The organism is Salegentibacter sp. UBA1130 (genome assembly GCF_002311535.1).
GTDB lineage: Bacteria > Bacteroidota > Bacteroidia > Flavobacteriales > Flavobacteriaceae > Salegentibacter > Salegentibacter agarivorans.
Window position 1 is genome coordinate 158,283 of record NZ_DCAP01000022.1, and the last position, 15,386, is coordinate 173,668.

Annotated in this window: 13 protein-coding genes; 4 read left to right on the plus strand and 9 right to left on the minus strand. The window is 35.6% G+C overall.

All coding sequences use genetic code 11. The annotated features are described in order from the left end of the window. Positions 1 to 11: 11 nt before the first annotated feature. From B4F31_RS09065 to B4F31_RS09075, 3 genes are all read left to right on the plus strand, one after another. A complete protein-coding gene (locus B4F31_RS09065; RefSeq protein WP_075326482.1) occupies positions 12 to 701 on the plus strand; it encodes a TIGR00730 family Rossman fold protein in 690 nt (229 codons plus the stop codon). Between the two features lie 73 nt (positions 702 to 774). Continuing rightward, positions 775 to 3,588 (plus strand): metalloprotease, encoded by a 2,814-nt coding sequence (locus tag B4F31_RS09070; protein WP_286761155.1) that lies wholly within the window; start codon positions 775 to 777, stop codon positions 3,586 to 3,588. 204 nt (positions 3,589 to 3,792) lie between these two features. Then, entirely contained in the window at positions 3,793 to 6,195 is a 2,403-nt protein-coding gene (locus B4F31_RS09075) for an alpha-ketoacid dehydrogenase subunit alpha/beta (protein ID WP_286761156.1), read from the plus strand. A gap of 94 nt (positions 6,196 to 6,289) precedes the next feature. Here B4F31_RS09075 and B4F31_RS09080 read toward each other — a convergent pair whose 3' ends face one another. The 4 genes from B4F31_RS09080 to B4F31_RS09095 form a co-directional block, all read right to left on the minus strand. Next, positions 6,290 to 6,829, minus strand: a complete 540-nt coding sequence (locus tag B4F31_RS09080; protein WP_075326477.1) for a hypothetical protein — start codon at positions 6,827 to 6,829, stop codon at positions 6,290 to 6,292. A 97-nt stretch (positions 6,830 to 6,926) separates the two neighbouring features. Then, positions 6,927 to 8,453: a PH domain-containing protein gene (locus B4F31_RS09085; protein WP_286761157.1), complete on the minus strand. Its 1,527-nt coding sequence runs from the start codon at positions 8,451 to 8,453 to the stop codon at positions 6,927 to 6,929. Beyond that, positions 8,440 to 8,967 (minus strand): PH domain-containing protein, encoded by a 528-nt coding sequence (locus tag B4F31_RS09090; protein ID WP_075326473.1) that lies wholly within the window; start codon positions 8,965 to 8,967, stop codon positions 8,440 to 8,442. The genes B4F31_RS09085 and B4F31_RS09090 overlap by 14 nt, the downstream gene beginning before the upstream one ends. Further along, complete coding sequence (locus B4F31_RS09095) at positions 8,955 to 9,794, minus strand: 1,4-dihydroxy-2-naphthoyl-CoA synthase (protein WP_093302224.1); 840 nt, start codon at positions 9,792 to 9,794, stop codon at positions 8,955 to 8,957. Before B4F31_RS09095 ends, B4F31_RS09090 begins: the two co-directional genes overlap by 13 nt. Before the next feature lie 106 nt (positions 9,795 to 9,900). Between B4F31_RS09095 and B4F31_RS09100 the strand changes: the two genes are divergently transcribed. Further along, on the plus strand, positions 9,901 to 10,392 hold the full coding sequence (locus tag B4F31_RS09100) for a hypothetical protein (protein ID WP_093302222.1): 492 nt from the start codon (positions 9,901 to 9,903) through the stop codon (positions 10,390 to 10,392). On the opposite strand, the gene B4F31_RS09105 is transcribed toward B4F31_RS09100, so the two are convergent. From B4F31_RS09105 to B4F31_RS09125, 5 genes are all read right to left on the minus strand, one after another. Further along, positions 10,389 to 11,225 carry a CvfB family protein gene (locus tag B4F31_RS09105; RefSeq protein ID WP_286761158.1) on the minus strand — a complete coding sequence of 279 codons (837 nt, stop codon included), beginning with the start codon at positions 11,223 to 11,225 and terminating at the stop codon, positions 10,389 to 10,391. The genes B4F31_RS09100 and B4F31_RS09105 overlap by 4 nt on opposite strands. 114 nt (positions 11,226 to 11,339) lie before the next feature. After that, on the minus strand, positions 11,340 to 11,684 hold the full coding sequence (locus tag B4F31_RS09110) for a DUF2853 family protein (protein ID WP_093302217.1): 345 nt from the start codon (positions 11,682 to 11,684) through the stop codon (positions 11,340 to 11,342). Positions 11,685 to 11,752: 68 nt separating this feature from the next. Then, positions 11,753 to 13,486 carry a 2-succinyl-5-enolpyruvyl-6-hydroxy-3-cyclohexene-1-carboxylic-acid synthase gene (menD, locus tag B4F31_RS09115; RefSeq protein WP_093302463.1) on the minus strand — a complete coding sequence of 578 codons (1,734 nt, stop codon included), beginning with the start codon at positions 13,484 to 13,486 and terminating at the stop codon, positions 11,753 to 11,755. A 209-nt stretch (positions 13,487 to 13,695) separates the two neighbouring features. Further along, the gene (locus tag B4F31_RS09120) at positions 13,696 to 14,841 is read right to left on the minus strand and encodes a chorismate-binding protein (protein WP_286761159.1); all 1,146 of its coding nucleotides are present in this window, start codon (positions 14,839 to 14,841) and stop codon (positions 13,696 to 13,698) included. 3 nt (positions 14,842 to 14,844) lie between these two features. Further along, complete coding sequence (locus B4F31_RS09125; RefSeq protein WP_075326462.1) at positions 14,845 to 15,264, minus strand: PaaI family thioesterase; 420 nt, start codon at positions 15,262 to 15,264, stop codon at positions 14,845 to 14,847. Positions 15,265 to 15,386 lie beyond the last annotated feature (122 nt).

Below are 15,386 nucleotides of genomic sequence, written 5' to 3' on the forward strand. Positions count from 1 at the left end.
TTAATTATAATATGAATAAAAATCTTAAAAATAAAGCCTGGAACGAAATTAAAACAAACGATTCATGGGCCATATTTAAAATAATGGGCGAATTTGTAAATGGCTACGAAAAGCTAAGTCAAATTGGTCCCTGTGTTTCAATTTTTGGTTCAGCCAGAACCAAACCAGATCAAAAGTATTATAAACTAGCTGAAAAAATATCAAAAAAAATCGTTGAAAACGGCTACGGCGTAATTACAGGTGGTGGCCCGGGAATTATGGAAGCCGGTAATAAAGGTGCTCATCTTGGAGGCGGAACTTCTGTAGGATTAAATATAGATTTACCTTTCGAGCAACACGACAACCCATATATTGATAATGATAAAAGCCTGGATTTTGATTACTTTTTTGTTAGAAAAGTAATGTTTGTAAAATATTCACAGGGATTTGTAGTTATGCCGGGCGGTTTTGGAACTTTAGACGAACTTTTTGAAGCCATCACCCTTATTCAAACCCATAAAATAGATAAATTCCCTATTATTTTAGTAGGAAGGGATTTTTGGGGAGGTCTTGTAGACTGGGTTCAAAAAACACTTTTAGATACCTTTCAAAACATTAGCGCTCCAGATATGGATCTTGTTCAGGTTGTAGATACCGAAGATGAAGTTATTGAAATTCTAAACGAATTCTACGGGGAATATAATCTTAGCCCTAACTTTTAATCAAATCTTAAGAAGGGAAAAAAACTTTGATTATATTTAGCTCGAATTCTGTGTTACGTTAAATATATTCCCATTGAGATTTTATCTGTTTTATTTATTTTTTTTTGTGGGAATTGGATGGGGTTTTGCACAAAACTCCATCTCATTACAAGCTCACTTAAACGATAGTACACATACTTTTACCATAGAGCAGGAATTGGTGTATACTAACTCCAGTAACGATACTCTTACCCAAATTTATCTTAACGATTGGGCAAATGCCTTTAGTGCAAAAGACACTCCCCTTGCAAAACGTTTTGCCGAAGAATTTGCGAGACGCTTCAGGTTTGCTAAAAATGAAGAGCGAGGTACTACCTATATTAATAAACTCAGCAATACCGAAGATGAAGCCTTAATTTGGGAACGCCCATACCTGGCCCAGGACCTTATTAGAGTTAAACTTTATAAACCTTTACTACCCGGTAATAGTATCACCATTAATTTAGATTACCAGGTAAAGATTCCTATAGATAAATTTACTCGTTACGGGGTAGATTCAAATAATAATTATAAACTCCGGTATTGGTATATTACTCCTGGCGTTTACAAAAACGGAAATTGGGAAGTTTACAGCCATAAAGATTTAGGCGATCAATATAATGCAATGCATGATGTTGAAATTACCCTTACCACTCCACCTAAATACTATGTAGGCTCGGCGCTGGATTTTGAAGGTGTTAGTACGAGTAATGGCTCAAAAACCGTAAAACTTTCAGGGAAAGATCAATTAGACACTAAATTATACCTAACCAACTCTTTCATTTTTGAGTCTATTAGAACCGAAGATCACGAAATATTTACAAATGTAGATGATGATGAACTTCAGCCTGAAATAAAAAGAATTTTATTAGATCGTATTTTAAAATACTATAACAAAAGACTTGGGGAATATCCTCATCAAAACATTTTTGTAACACGGGACGATTATTTAATAAGTCCTATTTATGGTTTAAACCAATTACCTGGCTTTATTCGTCCTTTTCCAGATGGTTTTCAATACGATATTAAGCAGTTTAAAACCATTACTAATTATTTGCTAAAAAATTCGGTGCACATTAATCCGCGGAAAGAACAATGGGTTCATGATGCCATCCTGGTTTCTTTAATGATAGATTATGTAAATGAGTATTATCCTAATATGAAACTTTTAGGAAACCTAAGTAATATTATTGGTATACGATGGTTTCACGCAGCAGACTTGGAATTTAACGACCAGTACCAGTTTCTTTATATGAATATGGCAAGAATGAATTTAGACCAACCGCTTAGAACCGCGCAGGATTCCCTGGTTAAATTCAATAAAAATATTGCTAATGCCTATAAAGCAGGAGTGGGCTTAAAATATCTTGAAGATTACCTGGAAAATGATAAAATAAAAGAAGCTGTTAAAGATTTCTACCAGGAAAATAATATGCGTCCCAGTACTGCAAAAGATTTTGAGGAGAGCTTAAAAAGCCATGCAACAAAAGATATTTCGTGGTTTTTCCAGGATTATGTAGACTCCAATAAAAAAATAGATTTTACCATTCAAAGACTAAATAAAACAAAAGATTCGCTGCGGGTAACCATTAAAAATAAAAGAAATACCAATTTTCCTATTTCTTTATATGGTTTAAAAGATGGAGAAGTAATCTTTAAAAAATGGGTAGATAATATAGATAAAACCAAAACAGTTGAAATCCCAAGGCAGGGTGTAGACAGGCTCGCATTAAATTACGAACAAAATATTCCGGAATTCAATCAACGGGATAATTATAAAGCGGTGACTAAACTCTTTAATAAACCGCTTCAGTTTAGATTACTTCAGGATATAGAAGACCCCCGGTATAACCAGTTGTTTTTTATGCCAGAATTTAATTATAACCTCTACGATGGTATTTCTATTGGGCCCAAATTGTATAATAAAACAGTACTTTCTAAAACCTTCAATTTTAATATTTCACCTAAATATGGTTTTAATAGTGAAACCATAGTTGGATCGGCCTCTTTTAGCAATACCCACCAGTTTGAAAATAAGGAACTCTACAAAATTTCTTACGGTATTGGAGGCACGCGCTATTCATATGGCTACGATCTCTTCTATGAAAAATATACTCCATTTTTAAGTTTTTCTTTTAGAGATAAATATTTACGGGATAATGAGCGTCAAAATCTGCTAATTAGAAATGTAAATGTAAGGCGGGATAGCGATCCTGATAAAACTTTAGACGAACCCAATTACAATGTTTTTAATATTAATTACAGGTACAGTAAGCCTCATTTAGTAGATTACTACAGTGCTTCTTTTGATTTTCAACTGGCTGAAAAATTCAGTAAAATTTCTATGAGCCTGGAATATCGAAAACTATTTAGAAATAATCGGCAAATAAATCTTCGCTTATTTACCGGTACATTTTTGTATAGCGATAATATGGAAACCGATTATTTTAGTTTTGCCTTAGATCGCCCTACAGATTATCTTTTTGATTATAATTACTACGGAAGAAGCCAGGGCTCCGGTCTATTCAGTCAGCAAATTATAGTGGCAGAAGGCGGGTTCAAATCTCAATTACAGCCTGAATATGCCAACCAATGGCTAACTACTTTAAATGCCAGTACTAACCTATACAAATGGTTTTTTATATATGGCGATGTAGGTTTGGTTAAAAATCAGCACCAAAATGCGCGGTTTTTATACGACTCTGGGGTACGCTTAAGTTTAGTAGACGATTATTTTGAAGTTTTCTTTCCTGTTTATTCCAATTTAGGCTGGGAAGTAGCCCAGGAAAATTACGATCAGAAAATAAGATTTATTGTTTCCTTAGATATAAATACATTAATTAGGTTATTTACCCGTCGCTGGTATTAACAAATATTTAAATGCTTAGGTAATTCTTAGCATTCTTCAATTCAATTACATATTAATCAGTATTTACTATTAAAACTGATATTTCATTTGAGTAAATACAATAAAAATCCTTTAAAATATACTTTTCTTAAAATATTTTGATTTTAATGAATTGTGTACAATCTAAGTTTTCGTTACATTTGTTATTATTCATAAATTACGTTCATGCAAAGCGAAACAAAAACTAAAGATTCAATTTCATTTGAAGATTTCAAGGCCGAGGTGCTGGCAGATTACAACATTGCCGTTACCAGCCGGGAATGCAGCCTCCTGGGAAGACGTGAAGTGCTTACCGGAAAGGCTAAATTCGGGATCTTTGGCGATGGAAAAGAAGTGCCACAGCTTGCAATGGCAAAGGCTTTTAAAAATGGTGATTTTAGGTCTGGTTACTATCGTGATCAAACTTTTATGATGGCCATTAATCAATTTAGCATAGAACAATTCTTTTCCGGTTTGTATGCCGATTCTAACCTGGAGAATGAACCAATGTCTGGCGGAAGACAAATGGGAGGACACTTTACCACTCACAGCCTTAATGAAGACGGTAGCTGGAAAAACCTGATGGAACAAAAAAACTCCAGTGCAGATATTTCTCCTACCGCCGGTCAAATGCCAAGACTTTTGGGACTCGCACAGGCTTCTAAAATATATAGAAACGTAGCAGGTATTCCATCTGAAAAATTTTCAGAAAATGGAAATGAAATTGCCTGGGGTACTATTGGAAACGCCAGTACCAGTGAAGGTCATTTTTGGGAAACCCTAAACGCTGCCGGCGTTATGCAGGTGCCTATGGTTTTAAGCGTATGGGACGACGAATATGGAATTTCGGTACACGCGAAACATCAAACTACAAAAGAAAACATATCTGAAATCGTAAAAGGTTTCCAAAGAAATGAAGATGAAAAAGGCTACGAAATAATCGTAGTGAATGGCTGGGATTATGTAGCGCTAATTGAAGCCTACGAAAAAGCCGAAAAAATAGCCAGAAAAGAACATTGCCCGGTACTTATTCACGTGGTAGAACTTACACAGCCGCAAGGGCATTCTACCTCTGGTTCTCACGAGCGTTACAAAAATGAACAACGCCTTTCCTGGGAACGTGAATACGACTGTAATGTAAAGTTTAGAGAATGGATTCTTGAAAACAATATTAGCACAGATGAAGAGCTGCAAAATATTGAGAAAGAAATTAAGCGCAAAGTAAGAGAAGGCAAGAAAAAAGCCTGGAACAACTATTTACAGCCTACAAAAGAAAAGCAAAAAGAGTTACTCGCGGTACTATCTAAACTGGCAAAGAATACCGAAGAAAAAGAGAGTGTAGTTAAACTGGCAAAAGATCTTAACTCAAATAAAGAACCGCTTAAAAAAGTTCTTGCAGTTGTTGCAAGAAAAACTTTAAGAGCTGTTAGAAAAGAAAATTCAGAAGAAAAATCCCAATTACTGGATTGGTTCACAGATTTTGAGAAAGATATGGCGAATGATTATAACAGTCATTTATATATCGAAAATAAAGGAGTTCTTTCTGAAGTTTTACCGGAATATGATGAGGATTCAGCTGAAGTTGATGGAAGAATTATTTTAAGAGATAACTTCGACCAGATTTTTGGTAATATTCCTGAAACATTAATTTTTGGTGAAGATGCGGGTGAAATTGGCGATGTAAACCAGGGACTGGAAGGTCTTCAAAAAAAATATGGAAAACTACGGGTAGCCGATGTTGGTATTCGCGAAGCCACTATTCTTGGCCAGGGCATAGGAATGGCAATGAGAGGTCTTAGACCAATTGCCGAAATTCAATACCTGGACTACGTGATGTACGCCTTACAGGGAATGAGTGATGATTTGGCAACCTTACAATACCGTACTAAAGGAAAACAAAAAGCTCCACTAATTATAAGAACTCGTGGTCACCGTTTAGAAGGAATTTGGCACAGTGGTTCACAAATGGGTGGAATTTTAAACCTGGTACGCGGTATGTATGTTTTAGTACCGAGAAATATGACTAAGGCTGCAGGTTTTTATAATACTTTACTGGAACAGGATACCCCTGCATTATTAGTAGAATGTTTAAACGGTTACCGTTTAAAAGAGAAAAAACCGAGTAACTTACCCGATCTTAGAACACCAATTGGTAAGGTTGAAACGGTAAGAGAAGGTAGTGATATCACTTTAATTTCTTATGGTTCTACTTTAAGAATAGTTTGCCAAACTGCTGAAGAATTAAGCGAATATGGAATTAATGCAGAAGTAATAGATGCACAGTCTCTACTACCTTTTGATTTAGATCACGACATTGTAAAAAGTGTAGAAAAAACCAACCGACTTCTAGTTATAGACGAGGATGTTCCGGGAGGAGCTTCAGCATTTATTTTAGATAAGGTTTTAAATGAACAAAACGCCTGGAGATACCTGGACAGTAAACCGCAAACCCTAACCGCTAAGGAACACCGCCCGGCTTACGGGACTGATGGTGATTATTTTAGTAAACCTTCAGCAGAAGATATTTTTGAAAAGGTTTATTCGATTTTTAATGAAGTAAACCCCGAGGAATATCCGGCGATACGATAAATCTTGTTAATTGTTTAAATGAGAATCCCCAGTCTAAAATTAGATTGGGGATTTTTGATTTTCTGATATTTCAGTTAGTAGGGGTTCTGGAAATTTACAGCCAATTAAATTCACTGATTCTAAAGCCCCTAAAACAATCATCTACACAGCCTGTTTCAACAAAACCACAATTGGAGATTATTCCGGCTTCATCTGTATTAAAATAAATCTCATTATCTGCTTTATTAATATTTAAATAATCAGATAGACAGGTTTGATATAATTCATCTATGAGCAAAGGATCAAAACCTTCAGAATTACTACCAATTTCCTCACCGGTTTCTGTATAAGATTTAATTTCCACTTCTACCATTTCACCCTCGTCGCTATATGTCTGTTCATAATAAAGATATTCCCTTTTACTAATAATACCATCTTTTACCGATATGATTGTTCGGTTACCAAATCCGCTCCAGGAAATAAAACTAATTGTATAACTATAAGAATTTCCGTTAATATTCTTGAGCTCACTCCACACCTTCTTACTTTCATTATAACTAACCCCGCTCTCACCAGTAATTGCACTATTATTATTTTCATTCTCAGAACAAGAAAAAAGCACTAGGAAAAAAAGGAAAAAATTTGAGATTTTCATACAGTATTTATTGAATGTCTTCATAAAAGATGCAAAAATGTGCTAAAGGTTGCGTAAAGTTTTATAAAAAAAAGGATTTTTATCACTTTTTACCTTCTCACATCCAGTGTTTCGAACTAACCTCTGCCTTATATAATACATAATTTACGTATTGAATTATACCAATATTCACCGCATAAAACTTAAGATCACCACCTGCGGTATGAAAAACTACATTTACCAGGTTCTTTCTGCGGTACCAAATAGGCTGCTTTACACTTATAGATTGAATCTTAAATAATTCCAGGGTTTCTTCGGTTTTGTTCCAAAAGCCGGTTTTCTTCTGTAGAAATTCTTCGGTGATTATAAGTTTACGGGCTCTAAAAGCGAGTATTTGTAAAGTTAAAGCTGCGATAGTATATACTCCCGCTATTGCTAAAACAGCACCTAATTTTAGGTTTATAAAGTCTAAAAAATACCAGAAGGCAAGAAAAAGAACTACCGGTAACATTGCCAGGGAAATTTTTCTGAATAATAATAATTTATCTGGTCTAAAGGTTGTGCTGAAACTAGATTTAGAAGATTCTGGATATAAAAAATATTTTATTTTTTCTACAATTTCTTTTCCAAGACCCGGAATCTTTATTTTATTCTTCTGTAGTTCATTTTCACTACTTGATAAAGAAATTTGGGCCTCATAAAGATTTAAACGCTCCTGGACCGGGTTTGTTTTAATTCGCATTAACTGAAGCCGTCTCGGTTGCAGGGAAACCTTGGTATTGGTTTTCAACCCCATCTCCACCTCCATTTTATCCCTATTCTGCTGAATAGTCAAACCATAATATTTGATAAAAACTTCAATAATCGTAATACTAATACTTAAAAGTAAAAGCAACACAAAAAGGATCGCTAAAAAACCGATAGATTGTAAAACCCCGGAAAACTGATCAAAATAAACCTCTACATCTTCTACCTGATCTTTAAAATAGGTATTTACCCTATTATAAATAGTCATTACAAAGGCAAACACTAACGAAAGCCCGCGTAAATAATTAGTACTAATCCCAATTTTAAGGAGCGTGAGAAATCCTACTTTATGAGTCCAAAAAACCTCTTTATTTTCCTCTGTTTTTTCAGATTCTTCTTCTAATGAAGTCTCCTCGGTTTTTTCAGCTTTCGCTTTTAATAAGATTTTTGAAATTTTATTGGCATCCTCTTCAGAAACAGCTTTTATTTCAACTTCTTTAAGATTACTCCCGGCAGTTTCTATTACCAGGCTGTAAACCTTGATTATTCGTTGAAGAATAGAACGTTTAAAATAAACCTGCTGAATTTTATCAAAAGGAATCGCAGTATTTTCGGTAGAAAAAATCCCTTTTTCTAATACAAATTCCTCCCGCTTATAATCTATATAAAAAATAAATTTGCGATAGTACAGGTAGCTATAGATAAGGGCTAAGAACCCAATTAAAAGCAATGCAAGACCAATATAAATTAAAGTCGTTCTACTGGGGCCACTAACCAACAAATACGCGACCACCGCCCAGAAAGATCTAAATAATTTATAAATGCTGGAAATAAAAATAAGAAGAATACCGGCTATAGATTGGCGCTGGGGATTGCTGTAGGCTTCAGGATTCATCATTAGAAATCTTAACCGCAATAGCTTCTTTTAATTGCACAGCCATTTCGGGTTCTAAACCGGGAATAGAAATATCGCTTGCGCCTCCACCTGCAGTAAAAATATTAAGGCTGGAAATTCCTAAAAGCTTATCCCAAATTCCTCGTGAAATCGATGCGTGCTGCACTCGGTTAAATGGAATTACGGTGATTTTACTAAAAACAAACCCTCTTTTATAAATAATGTCTTTTTCCCTAATCGCATATCCCAAACTCTGAAGCAATTTATAATTATTCCAAAATCTAAATATAAAAGCGACTAATACAAAGCCAAAAATAATCCCCGACTGAGCATAATTTAGCTGAAAAAACCAAAACACTCCCAGTGCAATAGTCAGAACGAGCATAAAAATGCCCGTCTGAATATTCATTTTTATAAGATATTTAGACGAAACTGAAGAAAAAGCTACCTGCTCATATTGGGGCAGGGAAGCTAAATCTATTTGTTCGTTACTAAAGTCCTTGGCTACGGGATCCATTTTTTGTCAAAATTTGGTTTTCTTTTTTCCAGAAAAGCATCACGACCTTCTTTAGCTTCATCTGTCATATAGGCAAGTCTGGTAACTTCTCCTGCAAAAACCTGCTGGCCCACCATTCCGTCATCGGTCATATTCATGGCGAATTTCAACATTTTAATGGAAGTTGGTGATTTTGCCATAATTTCCTGCGCCCATTCGTAAGCAGTATCTTCCAACTCATCGTGCGGAATAACCGCATTCACCATCCCCATTTCGTAAGCTTCCTGTGCCGAATAATTTCTTCCGAGGAAAAAGATTTCCCGTGCCTTCTTCTGCCCTACCATTTTTGCCAAATAAGCTGAACCATAACCGGCATCAAAACTCGTTACATCGGCATCGGTTTGTTTAAAAATAGCGTGTTCTTTGCTGGCAAGAGTTAAATCGCAAACTACGTGCAAACTATGCCCACCTCCTACTGCCCAGCCAGGAACTACACAAATTACAGCCTTTGGCATAAACCGTATTAGACGTTGAACTTCCAAAATATTCAATCTATGATAACCGTCTTCACCTACGTAACCCTGGTGCCCACGTGCTTTTTGATCTCCACCGCTACAAAACGCCCATTTTCCATCTTTAGTAGAAGGACCTTCGGCCGAAAGTAAAACGCAGCCAATTTCAGTATCTTCGTGTGCATTATGAAAGGCATCTAAAAGTTCTGAGGTTGTTTTTGGCCTGAAAGCATTGCGAACATCAGGTCGGTTAAAGGCTATTCGCGCCACGCCACCCGATTTTTTATAAGTTATATCTTCGTATTCTTTTACAGTTTTCCAGTTGATTTCACTCATAGGTCTTTATTTTATTCAAAAATAAGCTTTTCAATTTATCTTAATATATTTGCGTTGCAAATAGATTTGCATTGTTTTTGCTATATTAAAGACAAAAGCCCTAAAAATGAAATTTCGCTTTCTATTTCTAAGTCTGTTTTTATTCTGCATAACTTCGGTTTCTGCCCAGGAATACTGGGATGTTGCCGATTTTGAAATTAGCAATTACAGTATAGAGCCTTCCTGGAGCGACCTTAGTTTTGGACAGCAATTCTTTAAAGGAGATTTTGATCTTCCAAGCGGCGAATTTATAAATGTAGATGATGGAAAACGCGCTAGCGTAGATATGGTTGGGATTCTTGAAAGCCAACGTAATATGAAAAAACGCACTGTAGATATCGGTTCGCCGTTACCTACAACAAATCAAAAGAAGAAAGCTTTCGAAATTTCAAACAATTACAGGCTTAGGGATAATGACGAGGTATATAATGATGCTTTAAACTCTAATCCTTATTATCAGAACCAGCGAATTTATCAAAATGCACTTCACAGGCAAACCCAGCGAAGAATGTATTACGGTTCCCAATATTATTCGCCCCGGGGACGCTACTTTTACTAATCTTCTTTCAGATAAATTCCGTCGTCTTTAATATCAATTTTTCTTTGCTTATAAAGATTTCCGGCAGCACGCTTGAAACTCTTTTTGCTAATGCCTAACTGACTGTGAATAGCTTCAGGAGAAGATTTATCGGTAAGGTTCAAATAACCTTCGGTTTTCTTTAATTTATCGAGAATAAGCTCGGCATTTGGTTCAATACTCCGGTAACCGGGCCTTTGTAAACTCACATCAATTTTCCCATCGGGACGGGTTTTAGTGATAAATCCGCGCATTTCATCACCCACGTTTATTTCCTGAAAAACATCGTCGTGATAGATCAAACCTAAATGCAACTGATTGATAATTACATTATAGCCTAAATCACTTTTATTACTAATTATAAGATCTACCTCTTCAAAAGGCTCTATGGTAAGTTCAGAATTATCTAAAAAAGCATGAACCTTGCTTGAAGCAACCAAACGATCTGTTTCTTCGTCTAAATAGCAAAAAATAAGATAGCGGCCACCTTTTTTCATTGGGTAAGCCTGCTCTTTAAACGGAACAAATAGATGTTTCTCCAATCCCCAATCTAGAAAAGCTCCAAATTCGGTTACCTCTACACATTTTAGAAATGCAAATTCATCTAGTTTTACCAGGGGTTCTAAAGTGGTTGCAACCGGTCTTTCTTCGTGATCCAGGTAAATAAAAACCTCAATTTCATCCCCTATTTCAAAAGTTTCGGGGATATATTTATTTGGAAGCAAAACTTCATTTCCTTCAGTATCTGTTAAGAAAAGTCCGGGTTCGGTTTCTCTAACAATATTAAGCGTGTGATTTTCGCCAATTCTAAGCATAATCTATATTTTGAAGTGCAAATATACTTTATATTTTACGCCTTTTCTATAAAACAGGAAAATCCGTCTTTCACCCTCGAAAAACGGATTTTTAAAATATTTAAACCCATCATTTTATTTAAAAACACTTTCTTTTTTAAAGTATTTTGTAAGTAAATAATAGACTACCGCGCGATATTTATTTCTATTAGATTTACCATATTTTTCCATTACGGCATTTAAACCTACATCCAGTTTTTCGTCATCTTTAAGTCCTAATTTTTTAATTAGGAAGTTGCGTTTTACGGTTTCCATTTCAGATTCTGAAGAACTGGAAACGGTTTCCGCGTCGCTTCTAAAAATACTGGGGCCGCAGGATTCGGTTACTTTTCTAAGCAAATCAACATCGGGTTCTTCGCCAGTTTTGTCTTTTACATCCTGAATGTATTTACCTACTTTTTCATCGGTTTTTGTACTCATAATTAAGAATTTTTTGATTATTTCCCACCAAGTTACTTAAATGAGTGTTTTTTTACGAATTTAAATTCTTAAGATTTCATAAAACTGAAGTATTCCAGCAGCACTTCATCGTTAATCTTTCTTGGGGTAAAAATTTCCAAGATTTTAGGTTGACTCGAATCGCTAAAAAAACCTTTCAATTGCTCATTTATTTCTTCGGAAGTTTTAGCAGAACAGTATTCAAATCCATACATTTCACTTAAGGATTTTGCCTGAAGCTGATGTGTGGTTTCAAAATAAGTCTCAAAATTCTCGGTGTGCTTATTTCCAGGTAGGATCCTGAAAATACCACCACCGTTATTATTTAAAATTATTATCCTGAAATTCTTAGGAATATAATTATTCCAAAGTGCATTGCTATCATAGAAAAAACTTAAATCACCTACAATCATTAGCGTGGGCTCCCTTTTTAAACATGCCGCGCCAACTGCAGTAGAAATACTCCCGTCTATCCCGCTAGTACCGCGATTACAAAAAATACGCAAGCTTTCTTTCCATTTAAACAATTGTGCATAGCGAATGGTTGAACTATTCCCCAGGTGTACAATATAATTCTCTGGTACGCTGGGAATAATTTTCTGCATCGCTTTTAGATCTGAATACACAATCTCGTTCATATACTCCTGGTGCCGAACCTGTCTCCTGCTTTTTACCTCTTTCCAGAATTTTCCATAATCACTTTCGGATTTTTCAGTAAGGGGAAAGAAATGTGTGAAAAATGAATTTACAGTGGTTTCAAAATGTTTGTTTAAACAGAAAAAAGTGTTGTATGCTTTTTTAGGATCAATATGCCAGTGTTGCTGGGGCTGGTAATTTCTTAAAAATGCTTTGATCTTTTTGGAAACAATCATTCCGCCAAAAGTGAGTAAAATTTCCGGCTGAAGCGTTTTAAATAATTCTTCCCTGTTTTCATCTTTCTCAATAGGACCAATAAGAGTATCAATTCTAGTAAAAAATTCGGGATGATTTAAATTGGAGGTAGTTTCCGTCAATACAATAACCGAATCGTCTTTGGCCAGTTTTTCCAAATATTGCTGTTCAACAATATTGGGCTGTGCAACGCCAACGATCACCATTTTTCGCTTTGCTTTGTTCCAAAGTTCGGCATAACCGCCTAATTGACTTTCGGTATAGGTTCGTTCTTTAATTTCTGGCAAAATCTGGATAGGATTTACCTCAACATTTTCTACCAAATCGTACAAAGGCTCATAAAAAGGAACATTTATATGAACCGGCCCCTTCTCTTCTATCGCTTTATTTAGCGCCAAATTGACTTCCCGCTCATTATGTTTCTGCGATTCAAATTGTTTTTGCTGAAGCTTTTTATCGGTTGCTTCAGAATCTAAAACTAATTCTGAATGTAAATTAGCCGAATATAAAATATGGTTTTCAAATACATTTTTCTGCCTAATTGTTTGTCCGTCGCCAATATCTATACGTTCAATAGGCCTATCTGCAGAAATAATCACCAAAGGGATGTCACTATAAAAAGCTTCGGCAATCGCCGGATAATAATTTAACAATGCAGAGCCAGAGGTACAAACCAGCGCCACCGGTTTTTGTAATTGCTGCGCCATTCCTAACGCATAAAAAGCCGCACAGCGTTCATCTACGATGCTGTAAGGTCTAATGTCGGAATGGTGCGTAAAACCTATGGTTAGAGGCGCATTTCTTGAACCTGGAGAAATCACCACGTGATTTATATTTTTAGCCACACAAAGGGCTACAATAGATCTGGCAACTGGTATTTTGGAGTATTTCACAAAGTTTATTTTGTAGAGTTGAATCCCAAACTTCACAGGTTTTAAAAACCTTTGAAGTCTATAATTTTGATATAAGGTCAACCTGAACTTGTTTCAGGTTCTAAGCTAATTAAAAACCTAGATTCTGAAACAAGTTCAGAATGACGACAGGCAATTTAATTTCACCCAAAATTACAATTTCAAAAACATTTTGGGAGCAGGTTTTGACCTTATTTAACAAGTACAGATTTTATGGTATGCGATTTATTTACGGTTTCCTGCCATTCATCTGCAGGACTGGAATCTTTGGTAATCCCACCACCAATAAATAACCTGGCTTTTCCGGCTTCCAATTTCATACAACGTAAATTCACAAAAAGGGAAGTTTGTTTCAGGATGCTTCCATAAGCTTGATTTTCCTGATTTCTACGATTGTTATTTCGCTTTACCTCCTTTTTCATATTCAATTCTCCCAAAAAACCTGAATAAAATTCGCGATTATAAGCTTCATGCTCTAAAATAAATTGTTGGGCTTTTTTCTTCGGAAGTCCGCATACAGCCGGAGTTGGGTGTAAAGCAAAAATCAAGCTTTTAAGACTGGATTTTTCAGGATCTAACATTCCTGTAATATCGGTCTGTAAATGCAGCAAATTCCCAGCTTTGGAAGTATAGGGCTCAGATTTATGAATACTCCCGGAAACTTTATTTTCCAGATTTTCCAAAATCGAATCGGTAACAATTTGTTGTTCCTCAATTTCCTTTTCTTCCCAGTTTACAGATGAAGTTCCTTCAAAGGCCTGGGTTCCGGCCAGAGCCATAGTTTTGAATTTTTCACGTTCTACGTTTAAAAGAGTTTCTGGCGTGGCACCTAACCAAATCCCGGTTTGAGGATGAAACCAGAAATACACAAAAGCAGTTTTATATTTTTTAAGCAAATTCTTAAAAATCTCTATCGCTTTAAGTTGGGTTTGCACGTCTTCCTTACGTGACAAAACCACCTTTTTCAATTCTCCTTTTTTTATGGCTTCAATTCCGTTTTCAACCAATTCTTCGTGTTTAATTCTGGCTTTGGAATTGGTATAAGCAGGGGGAAATTCCTGATTTTCCTTTTCTACTTCTTCAGAGCTTTCAGCCGAATATTCTGTAGTAATTATTTCGGCATTTTCTGAAGGGATTAAAATTGCGTTTTTAGTATTTTCAAAGGGAGCAAAAACAAATCCATTTTCGGTAAAATCGTCGGTTTTATATGTTTCAGCTGAATCCTGAAGCAAAGCTTTGGTCAATTCGTTTTTAGATCCGGGGTTTCTATAGGCTACAAAAGGATTTCCGCTTTGAATTTGTTCTTCCAATTTTATAAAAAACTCTTCGTTGTTCATTTTCTATTTCTTTTTTGGCAATGCTATGGTAGTAAGTTTTACGATAGAAATCAGGTTATTGGCTTCGTCGGTAATTTTTATTTCGCACAACTGCGTTGTTCGGCCTTTATGAATAAAAGAAGCCCTGGCAAACACAAAACCTTCAGCAATACTTTTTAAATGATTTGCAGAAATTTCAATACCGCGAATAAAAAACTCCTCAGTATCTAAAAAAACATAACTGGCCATACTGCCAACACTTTCAGCCAAAGCTACGCTGGCACCACCGTGCAGCACGCCATCGGGTTGATGCACTTTTGGGGTAACCGGCATTTTTGCAATTAAATAATCTTCTCCAACTTCAGTAAATTCAATTTCCAGGGTTTCCATAAGCGTATTTTTACACACCTTTTTGGAAAGCTCCAGAATTTCTTCATTAGTCATCATTCTAATTATTGATTATATCGTAAAAGTACGAAACCCTGAAATAAAAATAAACATTGAGAAAGACCTAAGATGCCAAAACAAATTTTTAATCTACCATAAAAAAGAGGCCGTCTAAAAAG

Bases quoted from the DNA above. Each gene is read 5' to 3' on its own strand.
- B4F31_RS09080 (WP_075326477.1), bottom strand. From the start codon at position 6,829: ATGAAAATCTCAAATTTTTTCCTTTTTTTCCTAGTGCTTTTTTCTTGT.
- B4F31_RS09090 (WP_075326473.1), bottom strand. From the start codon at position 8,967: ATGGATCCCGTAGCCAAGGACTTTAGTAACGAACAAATAGATTTAGCT.
- B4F31_RS09085 (WP_286761157.1), bottom strand. From the start codon at position 8,453: ATGATGAATCCTGAAGCCTACAGCAATCCCCAGCGCCAATCTATAGCC.
- B4F31_RS09125 (WP_075326462.1), bottom strand. From the start codon at position 15,264: ATGACTAATGAAGAAATTCTGGAGCTTTCCAAAAAGGTGTGTAAAAAT.
- B4F31_RS09110 (WP_093302217.1), bottom strand. From the start codon at position 11,684: ATGAGTACAAAAACCGATGAAAAAGTAGGTAAATACATTCAGGATGTA.
- B4F31_RS09105 (WP_286761158.1), bottom strand. From the start codon at position 11,225: ATGCTTAGAATTGGCGAAAATCACACGCTTAATATTGTTAGAGAAACC.
- B4F31_RS09075 (WP_286761156.1), top strand. From the start codon at position 3,793: ATGCAAAGCGAAACAAAAACTAAAGATTCAATTTCATTTGAAGATTTC.
- B4F31_RS09095 (WP_093302224.1), bottom strand. From the start codon at position 9,794: ATGAGTGAAATCAACTGGAAAACTGTAAAAGAATACGAAGATATAACT.
- B4F31_RS09065 (WP_075326482.1), top strand. From the start codon at position 12: ATGAATAAAAATCTTAAAAATAAAGCCTGGAACGAAATTAAAACAAAC.
- B4F31_RS09100 (WP_093302222.1), top strand. From the start codon at position 9,901: ATGAAATTTCGCTTTCTATTTCTAAGTCTGTTTTTATTCTGCATAACT.
- B4F31_RS09120 (WP_286761159.1), bottom strand. From the start codon at position 14,841: ATGAACAACGAAGAGTTTTTTATAAAATTGGAAGAACAAATTCAAAGC.